Genomic DNA, 14714 nt, shown 5'->3' on the forward strand with positions numbered 1-14714 from the left:
TATCGGGCTGTCTGCGGCAATTGAACTACATGGCTAAACTTTCAACGCACCAGGATTTCATGAAGCTGTGTGCGCGAAGTGGGTGATTAAACTGTATGGTTTTTCAATTCTGTTTGAATGCTGGCGCGGTTCAGATGTGGTGCAAACATCTCTATAAAATCAAAAACAAATTGCTGTAAATAGCTGGTGCGACTAATTCCGATGCGTGTTGTACTAGGCTCGAATAGGTGGCTTGCATCAATAGCGCGAAGCTGTTCGTCACGTTGCGGGTCAAAAGCCATTTTTGCCAGTATGCCAATGCCAAGGCCTAGTTCCACATAAGTTTTAATCACATCCGAATCAATTGCGGTTAAAACGACATTGGGTGTCAATCCTTTTTTCTCAAATGCCTGATTTATTTTTGACCGGCCGGTAAAAGCAAAGTCATAAGTAATAATAGGGTATTGGCTGATCGCTTCCAGTGAGAGTTTTTTTTCATGCAATAGCGGGTGATCGGGTGGTACGACAACACATCTGTTCCATTGATAGCATGGCAGCATGATTAATTCGTGAAAATGTTCAATTGCCTCGGTTGCAATAGCGATATCTGCCTCGCCGGAAGTAACCAGCGATGAAATTTGAACAGGACTGCCTTGACGTAAAATGAGCCGGACTTTTGGGTGAAGTGCTGTGAAACGTTTGATAACAGGCGGCAGCGCATAGCGCGCCTGAGTGTGTGTAGTGGCGATGGTCAATGTTCCTCTGCCTTCATGCGTATATTCCTGTGCGGCTTTTTTCAGATTCTCTGCTTCCTGTAATATTTTGCGCGCAATTTGAATGATGATTTGTCCAGGTGGTGTCACTTGAATTAACCGTTTTCCGTTTCGAATAAAAATGGGTACTCCCAGCTCATCCTCAAGCAGTTGTATTTGTTTGCTAATTGCAGGCTGGGACGTGTGCAATTTTTGCGCGGCCTTTGACAGGTTGAGTTTTTGATTATCGGCTTCGCAAAGGTAACGTAACTGTTGTAGTTTCATATGCAATTCATCCAAATAATATTTAGTTATAATAATCTAACACAATATTATTTTGAATTATATAGAGATGTTGTTATCATGCCGCCTTCCCAAAGTTTTGAAAATAATAATTAGGATAGTGAATGGAATGGGGTTATACGTTATCGGGATTGGTCGTTGGATTTATCGTTGGTGTGACCGGCGTTGGTGGCGGTTCCTTGATGACGCCACTATTGATTATGGTGTTTGGTGTTTCACCGGCCACTGCGGTGGGAACAGATTTGCTTTATGCTGCCTTGACAAAAGCGGGCGGTGCCTGGGTGCATGGCCGTCAGAAAACAGTGCATTGGGGACTGGTTGGGCGCTTGGCGCTGGGCAGTGTGCCAGCGGCTTTTATCACAATTCTGGTTTTAAATGCGATTAGTGTTGATAATGCACTTTTTTCTAATCTGATAACCAGCACACTCGGTATTGCGTTGATTTTAACTGCAATGGCACTATTATTTCGCCAGCAATTAACGCGCTTGGGCAGGGCGCATTTTGGTTTTTTGGTAGAATGGCGGGATCAGCATATTGTATCTGCCACGGTCATTACCGGCTTTGTTCTGGGTGTGCTTGTCACTATCTCATCAGTCGGTGCGGGTGCTTTGGGTATGGTCGTTTTGTTTATGCTGTATCCGCGTCTCCCGGCGGTGACCCTGGTGGGCAGTGATATTGCCCATGCTGTGCCATTGACGCTGGTGGCAGGTTTGGGGCATGCCTATATGGGTACAGTGGATTATAGCTTACTGGCAAGTTTGTTAGTGGGTTCTCTGCCAGGCATATATATAGGCAGTCATGTCAGTAAACGCATACCGGACCGTTTGTTGCGCCCGGTGTTGTCAACGGTGCTTATTCTGATTGGTATCAAGCTAATTTGATAAAAAGCCATGCAGTTTAAAAGGGCAATGCACATTAAGGTGTATGCCATAGTTGTTTTATAATTGGTTAAAAAAGTTTGAATCAGACAGACTTGAGATCGAAGAAATCTGTTCAGCATTGTAAATTTAGTTATGGCTCTGAGTGACTTTAGTGATTTTTAAGATCAATAAGTACGAAAGAAAGGATTGATTTTTATGAGTACAAATGTAGAAAATAAACCGAAACAGGTTACCTGGTTTAATGGTTGTGGCGGACGGATTGGCGTTGTAGTAGGTGAGAAGGGTGATTTTGCATACATCGGCATGGCATTAAGACATGATGAAGACGATGATGTAGATCATATTATGAAGTATGGCGCCAAGTTCCCGTTGGATGCGGCATTGTTGCTACCTGTTTCCAAAGATTACACCAAAGCTGAATCTTGAATTGTCAGTCGAGAGAAATTGCTATACTTAATGGGTATTCCTGTTGGAATATGGTGTATATGGCCGAACAATCTGAGTGGCCTGACCAGATGATGGGATGAATAAACGGAGGTTATAAATTATGTATTGCTACGATGAGTATGATCAAAAAATTGTTGATGAACGTGTTGCGCAATACCGCGATCAAGTGCGTCGGCGCTTAGGAAACGAATTGACTGAAACAGAGTTTCTACCACTCAGATTGCAAAACGGATTATACATGCAAGTGCATGCTTATATGCTACGTATTGCTGTGCCCTATGGCATGATTTCTTCAAGACAGATGCGGATGTTTGCGCACATTGCGCGTAAATATGATCGTAGTTATGGTCACTTTACTACGCGTCAGAATATCCAGTTCAACTGGATTAAACTCGAAGATACCCCCGATATTCTGACGGATCTGGCTTCTGTACAAATGCACGCTATCCAGACATCCGGTAATTGCATACGCAATATTACTTCTGACGAATATGCCGGTGTGGCACAGGATGAAGTGGTTGATCCTCGCCCATTTGCCGAGATCTTGCGTCAGTGGAGTACTTTTCATCCGGAATTCGCCTATTTGCCGCGTAAATTCAAAATAGCTATCAGTGGGGGCAAGGAGGATCGTGCTGCTATTCTTGCGCATGATATTGGTTTGTCCGTTACCAAAAATGCACAGGGCGAAGTAGGCTTCCGGGTACTGGTCGGTGGCGGTCTTGGACGTACACCGATTGTTGGCAACGAAATATGTGAATTTGTACCGTGGCAGCATATTTTGACCTATGTCGAATCGATCTTGCGTATCTACAATCAGTTTGGCAGACGCGATAATAAATTTAAAGCACGTATTAAAATTCTGGTAAAAGCTTTAGGGATTGATGAGTTCAGGCGTCTGGTTGAGGCAGACTGGGCTGATATTAAAGATGGACCGGGCACGCTGACTGCTGAAGAAGTGGCGCGTATGGCCAGTTTTTTTACCGACCCGAATTATGAAATACTGCCTGATCATGATTCAAAGCTGAATGAATTCAAGGTGGATAACCGCAATTTTTCCAACTGGATGTTGCGCAATGTGAAACCGCATCGTGTGCCGGGTTATGCGATAGTCGTTTTATCTGTGAAAAAACCGGGTAATGCACCGGGTGATGTAACCGATGTGCAAATGGACGCGATTGCAGACTTGGCGGATCGTTATAGTTTTGGCGAAATGCGTATCACGCATAAGCAGAATGTTGTTTTTGCAGATGTCAAACAATCCGATTTGGTCGAACTTTGGCAGGAAGTCAATAAACTGGAACTGGCCTCGCCGAATATTGGCTTGTTGACAGATATGATAAGCTGTCCCGGCGCCGAATTTTGTACATTGGCGAATGCACGTTCAATTCCGTTAGCGAAGCTGATTGCCGAGCGTTTTGAGAGTCTTGACTTCCAGCATGACATCGGTGAAATAACGCTAAATATTTCAGGTTGTATGAATGCGTGCGGGCAGAATCATATCGGTAATATTGGTGTAACCGGCGTTGAAAAAAAGAATCACGAAGAGTGGTATCAGATAGCGATTGGTGGTGCTGAAGGAAACGATTGTTCTATTGGTAAAATTCTGGGACCCTCCTTTACTTTTTTTCAGGTTCCTCAGGCAATCGAACGTATTCTGCAGGTTTATCTGCGTGAACGAATCGACGAAGGTGAACGTTTTATCGATACGGTGCGTCGGATCGGGCATCAACCGTTTAAAGAACATGTTTACTCGATGGATTATGAAGATGAACCGGGTCAAAGCAGTGATGGCGAGAGGTCTGTTACGCCTGCAGAATATGTGGTTCCTTTTTATTCTCCAAGGTTTTAATCATTATGATTATAAAAAATAAAACACTCGTAGAAGATAGCTGGCAAGTTTTGCGGTTAAGCGATCAGGAAACGGCAGAAAAGGTTACTGTGCATGATGGCAAAGTGATTGTGCCACTTAAAGTCTGGCTAGCGCAGCGTGACAAATTGCAGCAGCGTGGTGAATTGGGTGTCTGGTTTGCCAGCGATGAACGACCTGAAGATTTGAAGGGAGACGTGCAGAAATTTCAGGTTATTGCAGTAGACTTTCCAAAATTTTCAGATGGACGTGGATATTCAATTGCCTATAATTTGAGAGCGCGTCTCGGGTATGTAGGTGAGTTACGGGCGATAGGCGATGTTTTGCGTGATCAGCTTTTTTATATGCAGCGTGTTGGTTTTGATGCATTTGCGCCACGGGCGGATCGTGATATTCACGATGCGTTAAAAGGATTTGAAGATTTTTCTGAAGTCTACCAAACTTCTTTTGACCAGAAACAACCTCTGTTTAGGCGTACCCAGCGGCAGAGTAAATCCTCGTCGGTATAGCAAATGGCTGAAAATGAAGATTTAACATCGAAAATTGCAGAAGTTGTTTCAGTGCTTACTGAAACCGTACATGAATATGCGCCGGTAGCTTTTGCCAACAGCCTGGGTGCAGAAGATATGGTATTGACCGATCTGATTGACCGCTACAAGCTTGATATTGAAATGTTTAGTTTGGATACCGGGCGTTTGCCTCAAGAAACCTATGATTTAATGCAGATAGTACGTGATCGTTATCAAACACCTCTGCGTATTTATTTTCCAAATGTCAAACAGGTCGAAGCATACGTTGCAAAAAATGGCGTAAATGGGTTTTATGAAAGCATCGAATTACGCAAGGCTTGTTGTCATATGCGTAAAGTTGAACCATTGCGGCGCGCTTTATTTGGCAAACGTGCCTGGGTAACGGGCATCCGGCGCGAGCAGGCGGCTACGCGCGTGGATTTGAAAGTGTCTTCTTACGATATCGAAAACCGCATGCAGAAGGTGAATCCGCTGCTTGAATGGACCCATGACGATGTTTGGGGTTATCTCAAAAAATATGAAGTGCCTTATAACAAACTACATGATAATTTTTATCCCAGTATAGGTTGTGCACCTTGTACGCGTGCAATTACGCCGGGCGAAGATATCCGCTCTGGACGCTGGTGGTGGGAAACGCCGGAAAATAAAGAGTGTGGTTTGCATACGAATAATGTTATTCCACTGAAATAAAGCTATAACGTGCGGATAATGATGGTGTTATCAACAGATAACAATACCTGTTGAAGTTTTTGCGAGTAGAGAGAGAAAAAATGTATGAGTAATCGTCCCTTCACCCATCTTGATGCATTGGAGAGTGAGTCCGTCCATATCATGCGAGAGGTGGCTGCAGAATGTGCCAATCCGGTACTGTTGTTTTCGGGTGGTAAGGATTCTATTGTGTTGTTACGTCTGGCTGAGAAAGCTTTTCGACCTGGACGGTTTCCGTTTCCACTAATGCATATCGATACAGAGCACAATTTTCCGGAAGTGATCGCATTTCGTGATCATCGTGCCAAGGAATTGGGTGAGCGTCTAATTGTGCGCAGTATGGAGGACTCCATTAAAAAAGGCAGGGTGGTGTTGCGTTCAGAAACACAAAGCCGCAATGCATTTCAGTCGGTGACACTGCTTGATGCGATTGCTGAATTCGGTTTTGATGCCTGTATCGGCGGTGCGCGCCGTGATGAAGAAAAAGCGCGTGCCAAGGAACGGATTTTTTCCTTTCGTGACGAGTTTGGTCAGTGGGATCCTAAGAACCAGCGTCCTGAATTATGGGATTTATATAACACCCGAACACATCCGGGCGAGAATATTCGGGTTTTTCCAATTAGTAACTGGACTGAATTGGATGTCTGGGAATACATCGCACGCGAGAAACTCGAGGTGCCGGTCATTTATTTCGCGCATGAGCGGGAAGTGATCCGGCGAGACGCGGGTCTGTTGCCGGTTTCTCATCTGGTTCAGCCAGGCGCAGGTGAACAGGCTGAAAAAGTAGTCGTACGTTTTCGCACAGTCGGTGATATGAGCTGCACCTGTCCTGTTGCTTCGAATGCGGCCAGCGTCGAGGATATCATTGCCGAGACAGCATTGACACGGATTACCGAGCGTGGCGCTACACGTATGGATGATCAGACTTCTGATGCTTCCATGGAATTGCGCAAGAAAGAGGGCTATTTCTAGCATTTTCACATTTCTTGCGGGTAGGTTTTGTTGACAGAAAAAACACCGCTTTCAGTCAATTCAAATATTTCCCAACTATCAGTTACAAGAAATTTGTTTTTTTGCGGTGACATGAATTTCTAGAAAGGATCCAAATGTCTGAAATTGAAAAAATTTCGCTTGATCAGACCGAATTGTTGCGCTTTATTACCGCAGGCAGTGTGGACGATGGTAAAAGCACGTTGATTGGCCGTTTATTGCATGATTCAAAATCTATTTTCGAGGATCAATTGAGCTCGATTACCAATACCACACGCAAGCGCGGTATGGAGGGTGTGGATTTATCCTTGCTGACAGATGGATTGCAGGCTGAGCGCGAGCAAGGTATTACTATTGATGTGGCGTATCGTTACTTTGCAACGCCTAAGCGCAAGTTCATTATTGCGGATACGCCCGGGCATGAGCAGTATACACGCAACATGGTCACCGGGGCTTCAACAGCAAATCTGGCGGTCATTCTGATTGATGCGCGCAAAGGAGTGCTGACTCAATCAAGACGCCATGCCTATCTTGCCAGTCTGGTGGGTATTCCGCACCTGGTTGTGGCTGTCAACAAAATGGATCTGGTGGATTATTCTCAATCGGTATTTGATGCGATTTGCAAGGATTTTTCTGCTTTTGCTGAGCGGCTTGATCTGAGACATGTCGATTTTATTCCCATGTCCGCCCTGCTTGGCGACATGGTTGTCGAACGTGGTAATCATTTGAACTGGTATAAAGGCACGACCCTAATGGATTTATTGGAAAATATCTCTATTAGTCATGATGTCAATCGTGAGGATTTCCGGTTCCCGGTACAGTGGGTTTGTCGGCCACAGACTAAAGAGTTACATGATTTTAGAGGATATATGGGCCGTATTGAATCGGGCTCAATTAGCGTCGGCGATGCAGTGACGGTGCTGCCTTCCGGGCTTCACTCCCGCATCAAGGAAATTGTGTTATATGAAGGTAATATTGAAGAAGCCGATGCGCCACAGTCTGTTACGCTAACAATTGAAGACCACCTCGATATTTCACGTGGAGATGTTCTGATAAAGACAGGCGATTTGCCCCAGGTGACTAAAGTGTTTGATGCAATGTTATGTTGGCTTTCTGAACAACCGCTAGATCCAGGTCGAAAGTATCTGGTCAAACATACTACACGCGTTGTCAAGGCGGTAGTCAGTCGTATTGATTATCGCGTTGATGTGAATACAATGGATCATGAACAAACAGACGTTTTAACAATGAATGATATTGCGCATGTAGGTTTTAAAGTACAACAGTCCTTGATTTGCGATGATTATCAACGTAACCGTGCAACAGGTTGCTTTATCGTCATAGATGAGAGCAGCAATAATACGGTGGCGGCGGGCATGATTTGTGCTGCGACAAATTAACCGTATAAGCACAATAAGTATTATATTTATTAATAAATTGTTTTCAAAATCGCAGCGCGTGTAACTTTATCTTATATCGCAGGTGGTTTTTCCATACAAAATAACATTGCATCGAGCAAGTGTATGGTGCCGGTTGGCAAGGCCAGGTGAGAAATCACTGGATCATACATGTTGGTGTACGCTGAGAATCAGATTGATCAATTCCTTAAGCTGGATTTCATCAGCTTGGAATATGGATACAGCGTTCACAGGAGGTTTCGTCACAAGGCTCAGCGTGGGCGTGTAAAAGAGAATTGAATAAACTGTTTTGCCGGCTCTTTTGTGATGGCAATGAGGCAATCCCATGCTTCTGAAAGTTTCCTGTCACTCAATATTTACGCATAAATAATTTACTATTTTATCTTTAAAATTTAATTTTAACTAATCTATGACAAATTTGGATTTAACATCCCACGACCAGTTGGCTGATACTTCACCTAATTATCAATTTAATATCTCTACGCCGGATTTATACAAGCGGGAAGGGTTACTCAAGATTGACCAGGCTTTTCTGAATTTTCTTCGCGAAGGCAACGAAGCAGTGTATGAAAAATTGCGTATGGTTCGCAATCAATCAGAGTCGTTACTGCCAAAAGATGAGTCGGCATTGCTGATTGAAATCGCACCCTGGCTAGAAGATTTTATTGCGCAGCTATTTAATATTGAGACCGAAGTCAAGGCACTGGCTGCGAAACATCATGAACTCGCACCACTGTACTTTTGTAAACGGCAGTTTGTTCAGCGCCGGGCCAGAGGAAAAGTCAGTGCAGATGAATTGGCTGGAATTGATGGTCTGGCATTGGAAAAAGAACTGGCTGCTGAATTTGGTGAACCTTTCTCCGAATTGGTTTTTGCTACCAGAGTGGCGCAGTGGATGGAAGATGAAACAGGTCATGAGAAACGTTTGAAAATGGCGCTGCATTATGCTGCATGGGCGCTAAGAACGCAGGAGGGTCAAGCGCATACACAAGCTGGTGTTTTGTTCAAATCACCGGCAAAGCTTGATTTCCAAAATTTATTGTCTTTGGAAACCGACGAATCAAAAGGTTTTCCATTACACCAACTTGGTCACCTAAGGCAGCGAAAAGGGTTTGCTCTGACCGACGAGGGTACTGATCTGGTAGGCGCGCTGGATGAGACAAATTACTGTATCTGGTGTCATGAACAGGGTAAGGATTCATGTTCAAAAGGTTTGAAAGAAAAAGCCAAATCGCCGGATGAAGTGCCTGCCTTCAAAAAAAGCGAATTGGGCGCGTTGCTTGCCGGCTGTCCGCTTGAGGAACGTATCTCGGAATTTCAGATGCTAAAATCACAAGGTGTTTCGATAGGCAGCCTGGCCATGATTGCACTGGATAATCCGATGTGCGCAGGCACGGGACACCGTATTTGTAATGACTGCATGAAATCCTGTATTTATCAGAAACAGGATCCTGTTGATATTCCCCAAGCGGAAACACGCACCTTGAAAGATGTGCTGGCACTGCCGTGGGGTTATGAAATATACAGCCTACTGACACGCTGGAATCCATTAAACTTGCAGCGACCCGTTCCTAAGCCATTGACAGGTAAGAAAGTATTGGTTGTCGGTATGGGGCCGGCCGGTTATACGCTTGCGCATCATCTAATGAACGAAGGGCATACTGTTGTGGGTATTGATGGACTCAAGATTGAGCCATTACCGGAGTATATTTCCGGTGTCAATATGCGTGGTGAACGTGTGCCGTTTCAGGCGATTCGGTATGCCAGCGAACTGGAAGAAAATCTGGATGAGCGGATGCCAAGTGGTTTTGGTGGCGTTGCAGAATATGGCATTACTGTACGTTGGAATAAAAACTTCCTCAAGCTGATTCGTTTGTTACTCGAACGCAGGGAACAGTTTGCGTTATTCGGCGGTGTGCGCTTTGGCGGTACACTGACAACCGATGATGCGTTTGCTATGGGCTTTGATCACATCGCCCTGGCAGCAGGTGCGGGTAAACCCACGGTGCTGAATTTGCCGAATGGACTTGCGCGCGGGGTACGCGCCGCTTCTGATTTCTTGATGGCGTTACAATTATCCGGTGCAGCGCAAAGTGATTCGATTGCCAATATGCAGCTGCGATTACCGGTAATTGTGATAGGCGGTGGTTTGACGGCAATTGATACTGCGACAGAAGCATTGGCCTATTATCCAGTGCAGGTTGAAAAATTTCTGCAACGATATGAAGTGCTGACCGCCGTACAAGGCGAGGAAACAATTCGTGCAATTTGGGATGCAGAAGAAACAGAAATTGCGGACGAGTTTCTAAAGCATGCGCGCGTTATTCGTGCAGAACGGAAAGCCGCCGAGCAGGAAGGGCGGGAGCCAGATATTTTGTCGTTACTGCAGTCCTGGGGGGGAGCTACGATTGCTTATCGCAAACGTCTGGTGGACAGTCCATCCTATACATTAAACCATGAAGAAGTCGAGAAAGCACTGGAGGAAGGTATCAGTTTTGCCGAAGGTCTGACACCTGTGCGTATCAATATTGATCAATGGGAACATGTGCAGTCTGTGCAGTTTATGGTACAAAAGCGCGATGAGACAGGGCAATGGCAGAAAACAGGCGAAGTGGAGCTGCCCGCACATGCGCTTTTGGTAGCTGCGGGCACGCAACCGAATACAGTGCTGGCGCGGGAAGATGCGGAAATCTACAAGCTTGATGGCCGCTATTTTGCCTCTTGTGATGAGATGGGGAATATGGTGGTGCCTGAATATGGCAATCCCAAGTCGGGCGCATCCGTTCTGTTGGCCCGCTTTAGGAATGCGCAGGACGGCCGCTTTATCAGTTTCTTCGGTGACCTGCACCCATCCTATTCAGGTAATGTCGTGAAAGCCATGTCCAGTGCGAAGCTAGGTTATCCCGTTGTTTGTCGGGTACTTGAGCGGATTGGATCAGCTTCTGAAAAAACTGCCAAACAATTTTTTGCTGACTTCAATAGTCAATTGCGACCGACAGTACATAAAGTTGAGAGACTGACACCGAATATTATCGAAGTAGTGGTGCATGCACCTTTAGCTGCAGAACGTTTTCATCCAGGACAGTTTTATCGCTTTCAGAATTACGCTGCACTTGCACCCATTTCAAACGACACCCGTCTGGCAATGGAAGGTATCGCGTTAACAGGTGCTTCAGTAGATGTTTCACGTGGATTGGTATCATTGATTGCATTGGAAATGGGCGGATCTGCAGATTTATGCGCTACGCTGAAACCGGGTGATCCGGTCATATTAATGGGTCCAACAGGTACGCCGACTGAAATTGAACCCGGCGAGACAGTGGTGCTTGTTGGCGGCGGATTAGGTAATGCGGTTCTGTTTTCCATTGGTGCTGCAGCGCGTGCTGCAGGGTCTAAAGTACTTTATTTCGCGGGTTATAAGAAGCTGGTGGACCGCTATAAAGTAACAGAAATTGAAGCAGCCGCAGATACGGTGATATGGTGTTGCGATGAAGCACCGGGATTTGAGCCGACGCGACCGGGTGATAAGCAATTTGTGGGTAATATTGTGGAAGCAATGACGGCTTATGGAAGCGGCCAGCTGGGCGAGCAGTCTGTTCCGCTTATAGAAGCTGATCGTATTATTGCAATTGGTTCCGATCGTATGATGGCTGCAGTGGGTGCGGCACGGCATAACCAGTTAAAGCCGTATTTAAAAGCGGAGCATTTTGCGATAGGCTCGATTAATTCACCGATGCAATGCATGATGAAAGAAATCTGTGCGCAATGTCTGCAGCCACATAAAGATCCTGTTACCGGAGAAATTACTTATGTATTTTCATGCTTTAATCAGGATCAACCTTTGGATCAGGTCGATTTTGCAGGTCTGGCATCACGCCTGCGGCAAAATAGCGCACAGGAAAAATTAACCAGCCGTTGGATTGTTCGCTGTCTTGATAAGGTGTAAAAGCTTCGGCCTTTAAAGGCCGTTAGAAAATGTTTTCGAGGCAGGCAGTGCCAGGTGCTAGACAAAAACAAGCGATGAAGCAGAGTTTATATGTAATGAATAAGTGTTTAAGCTTGTTTTTGGCGCTGCTGCTGCAGCACAGATAGTTTTCAACAGTCCGTTAGCTAATGCTTCGGGTACACTCGAAATTGTACTGAAACAGGACAGCGTTGGCCGCGTTTCATTTGCTGCGTTAGAATCAATAAAACCGGCACTCCACCAACTTAGTAATGGCGTGGGCAATGTTCAGAAAATATTTCCTCAAATGTTCAGAGCGTGAGAGGCAATATTAGTAATCTTCATTTTTTGTCAGAAGTGTGTTTTCAACAGTGCTGTCTACAATGGCGCCGACTTTTTCTAGTGCTTTTCTGCCTAACAGCATGGGTGTTGAAAAATGGGAACGGTCAATCAGATTGACCATTATTTTATGCGGTTTGCCGTCAAAGTAGATTTTCATATTTACGACGGGGCGAGAATGGTACTTGTTGGTTTTAGCGCCTTCGGTCGCGCGTTTTTTTATTTTTGTATGGCGAACAATCGGCAAATTGTAGTGGAGCGCTTGTTCCAGCTTGGGGTGCGAGACTTTAAACTTAACATACTCTTCACCTTCTTTCTCATATAACTGAATGTCTTTTGCGGATAATGAAGCTGTTTCCGCGCCAGTATCCAGCTTTGCTGTCAGTGTAACTTTGTCAGGAGTCAACGTTACAGGTTCAAGAAAGCCATAAACCGACTTATTTGCTGCAGCAGATGTTGAAACAAACAAAAGTATGGCTACTATAAGCAGAATAGTGGAATAAAATGAATTGGTTTTTTGTGATTTCATAACAATATATATTTATTTTAAAAAATGGTTGTTATTTGAGCACAGGTTGATCTTAAATTTTGAAAAGATACACTGATAACGATGTTGATCGTAATGTATTCGCTTTGATCACTAAGATATCGGAATAAGCAGTTTTCGAACTCTCTTTATAAAATACAGAAAAATTAATGCACTTGCAATGGCTGCAAAAAAGCACCAGACAGATACAACAGTCTTGGTGTAAATAAAATAGGCTACAAAAAAAACGAACATGACTGTGAAACCTGTCAAATGCAAATTTCTAAACCCCGAAATTATAAAAGGTATGCAGGTAGCGAGTAGGTATGCCAGGATAACCAGCGGGTAAATGTGAATATCATGTTCATAGTAAATATGATTATTGATGATCTCGACTGAGATCGGCTGATTGATGATACCTCCGATGGTGTGGCGTGCCAATGTAAGATTGGGGAGTCAGGCAGCTGCGGTTATTTCTTTCTGTGTGTTCCGTCTCTGTTTCTATACAACAAATTGCAAAAGGAACATAAAGCGACCAGATGACGCCTACAAAAAGCACCATAAATATGGCTCAACCAGAATTGAGCTTGCAAGTAGTCATTGTGCAATGAGACTTACAGTAAGCCTTCGATGATCTGCTGTGAAGCAAAAATAAGTGGTATCAGTACGACAGGAATATCTCCCTGATATTGAATTTTCTTGATAATGGCCCTGCCATAATGACCAGAGAGCCGCCTACGATAAAGCTTAGCTTCTGTTGAAAAACACATAATGATTATTTAGGTTTTTATGTGAGGGTTTATTCGAAAAGCCATCTTGTTTACAGGATGAACTTGTGAGAGTATCAGTATAGTTGTTTTTTACATTGTGAGCGGCGGGATTGAATATAAATAATATTCATTAGAAAGGGAGTGAAATCATGTCAGATCATATTTATAAAATAATGGAACTTACGGGTTCATCTTCAGTCAGCATGGAAAATGCGGTTGAGAATGCCATTGCCAGAGCAGCCAAAACCGTTCAGGATATGCGCTGGTTTGAAGTTGTAGAAACGCGTGGTCAGATTGATCAAGGTACGATCAAACACTGGCAAGTAACGATTAAAGTCGGTTTTACACTAAGAGAATGATTTTTTGATTGAATGTCACCCGCGTTTTGAGTGCCATTCGGTTACTTGGATTTTTTTATCTCTAGCAGCTTTGGTATGTAAAATGACTCTCACTATTGGAGTCTCCTGCTTTGGTACATCGTAAAAAATGACCATTGACTACTCTGCACCCTAGTTGTATCGCTTGCATTTTACGTCATCAGTTGACAGATTATGTTCATCAGGCATGAAATCTGACGCTCGCAACAAATCTAAAAAATATTTTAACAAACTGAATACATTGTCATGCTCTGGATAAAGTCACTGCATATTATTTTCATGGTTACCTGGTTTGCCGGGTTGTTTTATTTGCCACGCCTGTTTGTCTACCATGCCATGTGTGAAGATACACCAGGCAAAGAGCGATTCAAAATAATGGAGCGTAAGCTTTATTATGGCATTATGACGCCGGGTGCTGTATTGACAATTGTTTTTGGTGTCTGGCTATGGCTGGGTTATGGTTTTACGGGTGACTGGCTTTATGCCAAGCTTGCGCTGGTTTTGACATTAATTGTCTATCACTATTATTGTGGTAAGTACGTAAAAGCCTTCAAAGTGGACAGCAATCCACACGGTCATGTCTTCTATCGCTGGTTCAATGAATTTCCGGTACTGATCCTGTTTGCAATTGTGATGCTGGTTGTAGTCAAGCCTGTCTTATTTTAATTAACTGTTTATGTTAAACCAGAAAACTGGTTTAACAAATTTTTATGACAGGGTTCGTCATTTCAGATTTAAGCCACACGCTCCAGTTTAAAATTCAAATAGCAATTACGTGTGTCATGGCGAGGCATTGCCGGTGTCCAGGCTCTCTGTTGGCGGAGATGTGTCATTCACACGTCTGCATTTTCGTAGTATCCGTTGGCGAAAGCTTGCAGTCACGT

Annotated in this window: 15 protein-coding genes; 11 read left to right on the top strand and 4 right to left on the bottom strand. The window is 44.2% G+C overall.

What is annotated here, in order from left to right; all coding sequences use genetic code 11:
- Positions 1-86: 86 nt before the first annotated feature.
- Positions 87-1016 (bottom strand): HTH-type transcriptional regulator CysB, encoded by a 930-nt coding sequence (gene cysB / locus C8R11_RS00345; protein ID WP_107793977.1) that lies wholly within the window; start codon positions 1014-1016, stop codon positions 87-89.
- Between the two features lie 122 nt (positions 1017-1138).
- Between cysB and C8R11_RS00350 the strand changes: the two genes are divergently transcribed.
- The 9 genes from C8R11_RS00350 (at position 1139) to C8R11_RS00390 (ending at position 12140) form a co-directional block, all read left to right on the top strand.
- Positions 1139-1915 (top strand): sulfite exporter TauE/SafE family protein, encoded by a 777-nt coding sequence (locus C8R11_RS00350; protein ID WP_107793978.1) that lies wholly within the window; start codon positions 1139-1141, stop codon positions 1913-1915.
- A 195-nt stretch (positions 1916-2110) separates the two neighbouring features.
- Complete coding sequence (locus C8R11_RS00355) at positions 2111-2341, top strand: hypothetical protein (RefSeq protein ID WP_090697887.1); 231 nt, start codon at positions 2111-2113, stop codon at positions 2339-2341.
- 121 nt (positions 2342-2462) lie between these two features.
- Entirely contained in the window at positions 2463-4211 is a 1749-nt protein-coding gene (locus C8R11_RS00360; protein ID WP_107793979.1) for a nitrite/sulfite reductase, read from the top strand.
- A gap of 5 nt (positions 4212-4216) precedes the next feature.
- The gene (locus C8R11_RS00365; RefSeq protein ID WP_219908506.1) at positions 4217-4738 is read left to right on the top strand and encodes a DUF934 domain-containing protein; all 522 of its coding nucleotides are present in this window, start codon (positions 4217-4219) and stop codon (positions 4736-4738) included.
- Between the two features lie 3 nt (positions 4739-4741).
- Positions 4742-5449 (top strand): phosphoadenylyl-sulfate reductase, encoded by a 708-nt coding sequence (locus C8R11_RS00370; RefSeq protein WP_107793981.1) that lies wholly within the window; start codon positions 4742-4744, stop codon positions 5447-5449.
- Positions 5450-5533: 84 nt separating this feature from the next.
- Positions 5534-6439, top strand: coding sequence for a sulfate adenylyltransferase subunit CysD (gene cysD, locus C8R11_RS00375; protein ID WP_107793982.1), 906 nt, complete (start codon positions 5534-5536; stop codon positions 6437-6439).
- A gap of 134 nt (positions 6440-6573) precedes the next feature.
- Positions 6574-7857: a sulfate adenylyltransferase subunit CysN gene (cysN, locus tag C8R11_RS00380; RefSeq protein ID WP_107793983.1), complete on the top strand. Its 1284-nt coding sequence runs from the start codon at positions 6574-6576 to the stop codon at positions 7855-7857.
- Positions 7858-8284: 427 nt separating this feature from the next.
- Positions 8285-11821: an FAD-dependent oxidoreductase gene (locus C8R11_RS00385; RefSeq protein WP_107793984.1), complete on the top strand. Its 3537-nt coding sequence runs from the start codon at positions 8285-8287 to the stop codon at positions 11819-11821.
- A 103-nt stretch (positions 11822-11924) separates the two neighbouring features.
- On the top strand, positions 11925-12140 hold the full coding sequence (locus C8R11_RS00390; RefSeq protein ID WP_107793985.1) for a hypothetical protein: 216 nt from the start codon (positions 11925-11927) through the stop codon (positions 12138-12140).
- 9 nt (positions 12141-12149) lie between these two features.
- Here C8R11_RS00390 and C8R11_RS00395 read toward each other — a convergent pair whose 3' ends face one another.
- The 3 genes from C8R11_RS00395 to C8R11_RS15945 all read right to left on the bottom strand — a co-directional run bounded on the left by C8R11_RS00395 (position 12150) and on the right by C8R11_RS15945 (position 13453).
- Positions 12150-12686 (bottom strand): ATP-dependent zinc protease family protein, encoded by a 537-nt coding sequence (locus tag C8R11_RS00395; protein WP_107793986.1) that lies wholly within the window; start codon positions 12684-12686, stop codon positions 12150-12152.
- 111 nt (positions 12687-12797) lie between these two features.
- Complete coding sequence (locus C8R11_RS17080; RefSeq protein ID WP_107793987.1) at positions 12798-13124, bottom strand: DUF6629 family protein; 327 nt, start codon at positions 13122-13124, stop codon at positions 12798-12800.
- 173 nt (positions 13125-13297) lie between these two features.
- Positions 13298-13453: a hypothetical protein gene (locus C8R11_RS15945; RefSeq protein ID WP_181258111.1), complete on the bottom strand. Its 156-nt coding sequence runs from the start codon at positions 13451-13453 to the stop codon at positions 13298-13300.
- Between the two features lie 149 nt (positions 13454-13602).
- Here C8R11_RS15945 and C8R11_RS00405 point away from each other — a divergent pair, with 149 nt between their 5' ends.
- Both C8R11_RS00405 and C8R11_RS00410 read left to right on the top strand, forming a co-directional pair.
- The gene (locus tag C8R11_RS00405; RefSeq protein ID WP_090697910.1) at positions 13603-13812 is read left to right on the top strand and encodes a dodecin; all 210 of its coding nucleotides are present in this window, start codon (positions 13603-13605) and stop codon (positions 13810-13812) included.
- A 264-nt stretch (positions 13813-14076) separates the two neighbouring features.
- Complete coding sequence (locus C8R11_RS00410; RefSeq protein WP_107793988.1) at positions 14077-14496, top strand: CopD family protein; 420 nt, start codon at positions 14077-14079, stop codon at positions 14494-14496.
- The last annotated feature ends 218 nt before the right edge of the window (positions 14497-14714 follow it).

The organism is Nitrosomonas aestuarii (genome assembly GCF_003046585.1).
In the GTDB taxonomy this organism is placed as follows: Bacteria; Pseudomonadota; Gammaproteobacteria; order Burkholderiales; family Nitrosomonadaceae; genus Nitrosomonas; species Nitrosomonas aestuarii.

Excerpts from the sequence above, each read along its gene's own strand:
- cysN (WP_107793983.1), top strand. The coding sequence starts at position 6,574 with ATGTCTGAAATTGAAAAAATTTCGCTTGATCAGACCGAATTGTTGCGC.
- C8R11_RS15945 (WP_181258111.1), bottom strand. The coding sequence starts at position 13,453 with ATGTGTTTTTCAACAGAAGCTAAGCTTTATCGTAGGCGGCTCTCTGGT.
- C8R11_RS00355 (WP_090697887.1), top strand. The coding sequence starts at position 2,111 with ATGAGTACAAATGTAGAAAATAAACCGAAACAGGTTACCTGGTTTAAT.
- C8R11_RS00395 (WP_107793986.1), bottom strand. The coding sequence starts at position 12,686 with ATGAAATCACAAAAAACCAATTCATTTTATTCCACTATTCTGCTTATA.
- C8R11_RS00365 (WP_219908506.1), top strand. The coding sequence starts at position 4,217 with ATGATTATAAAAAATAAAACACTCGTAGAAGATAGCTGGCAAGTTTTG.
- C8R11_RS00410 (WP_107793988.1), top strand. The coding sequence starts at position 14,077 with ATGCTCTGGATAAAGTCACTGCATATTATTTTCATGGTTACCTGGTTT.
- C8R11_RS00370 (WP_107793981.1), top strand. The coding sequence starts at position 4,742 with ATGGCTGAAAATGAAGATTTAACATCGAAAATTGCAGAAGTTGTTTCA.
- C8R11_RS00360 (WP_107793979.1), top strand. The coding sequence starts at position 2,463 with ATGTATTGCTACGATGAGTATGATCAAAAAATTGTTGATGAACGTGTT.
- cysD (WP_107793982.1), top strand. The coding sequence starts at position 5,534 with ATGAGTAATCGTCCCTTCACCCATCTTGATGCATTGGAGAGTGAGTCC.
- C8R11_RS00405 (WP_090697910.1), top strand. The coding sequence starts at position 13,603 with ATGTCAGATCATATTTATAAAATAATGGAACTTACGGGTTCATCTTCA.
- cysB (WP_107793977.1), bottom strand. The coding sequence starts at position 1,016 with ATGAAACTACAACAGTTACGTTACCTTTGCGAAGCCGATAATCAAAAA.
- C8R11_RS00385 (WP_107793984.1), top strand. The coding sequence starts at position 8,285 with ATGACAAATTTGGATTTAACATCCCACGACCAGTTGGCTGATACTTCA.
- C8R11_RS00350 (WP_107793978.1), top strand. The coding sequence starts at position 1,139 with ATGGAATGGGGTTATACGTTATCGGGATTGGTCGTTGGATTTATCGTT.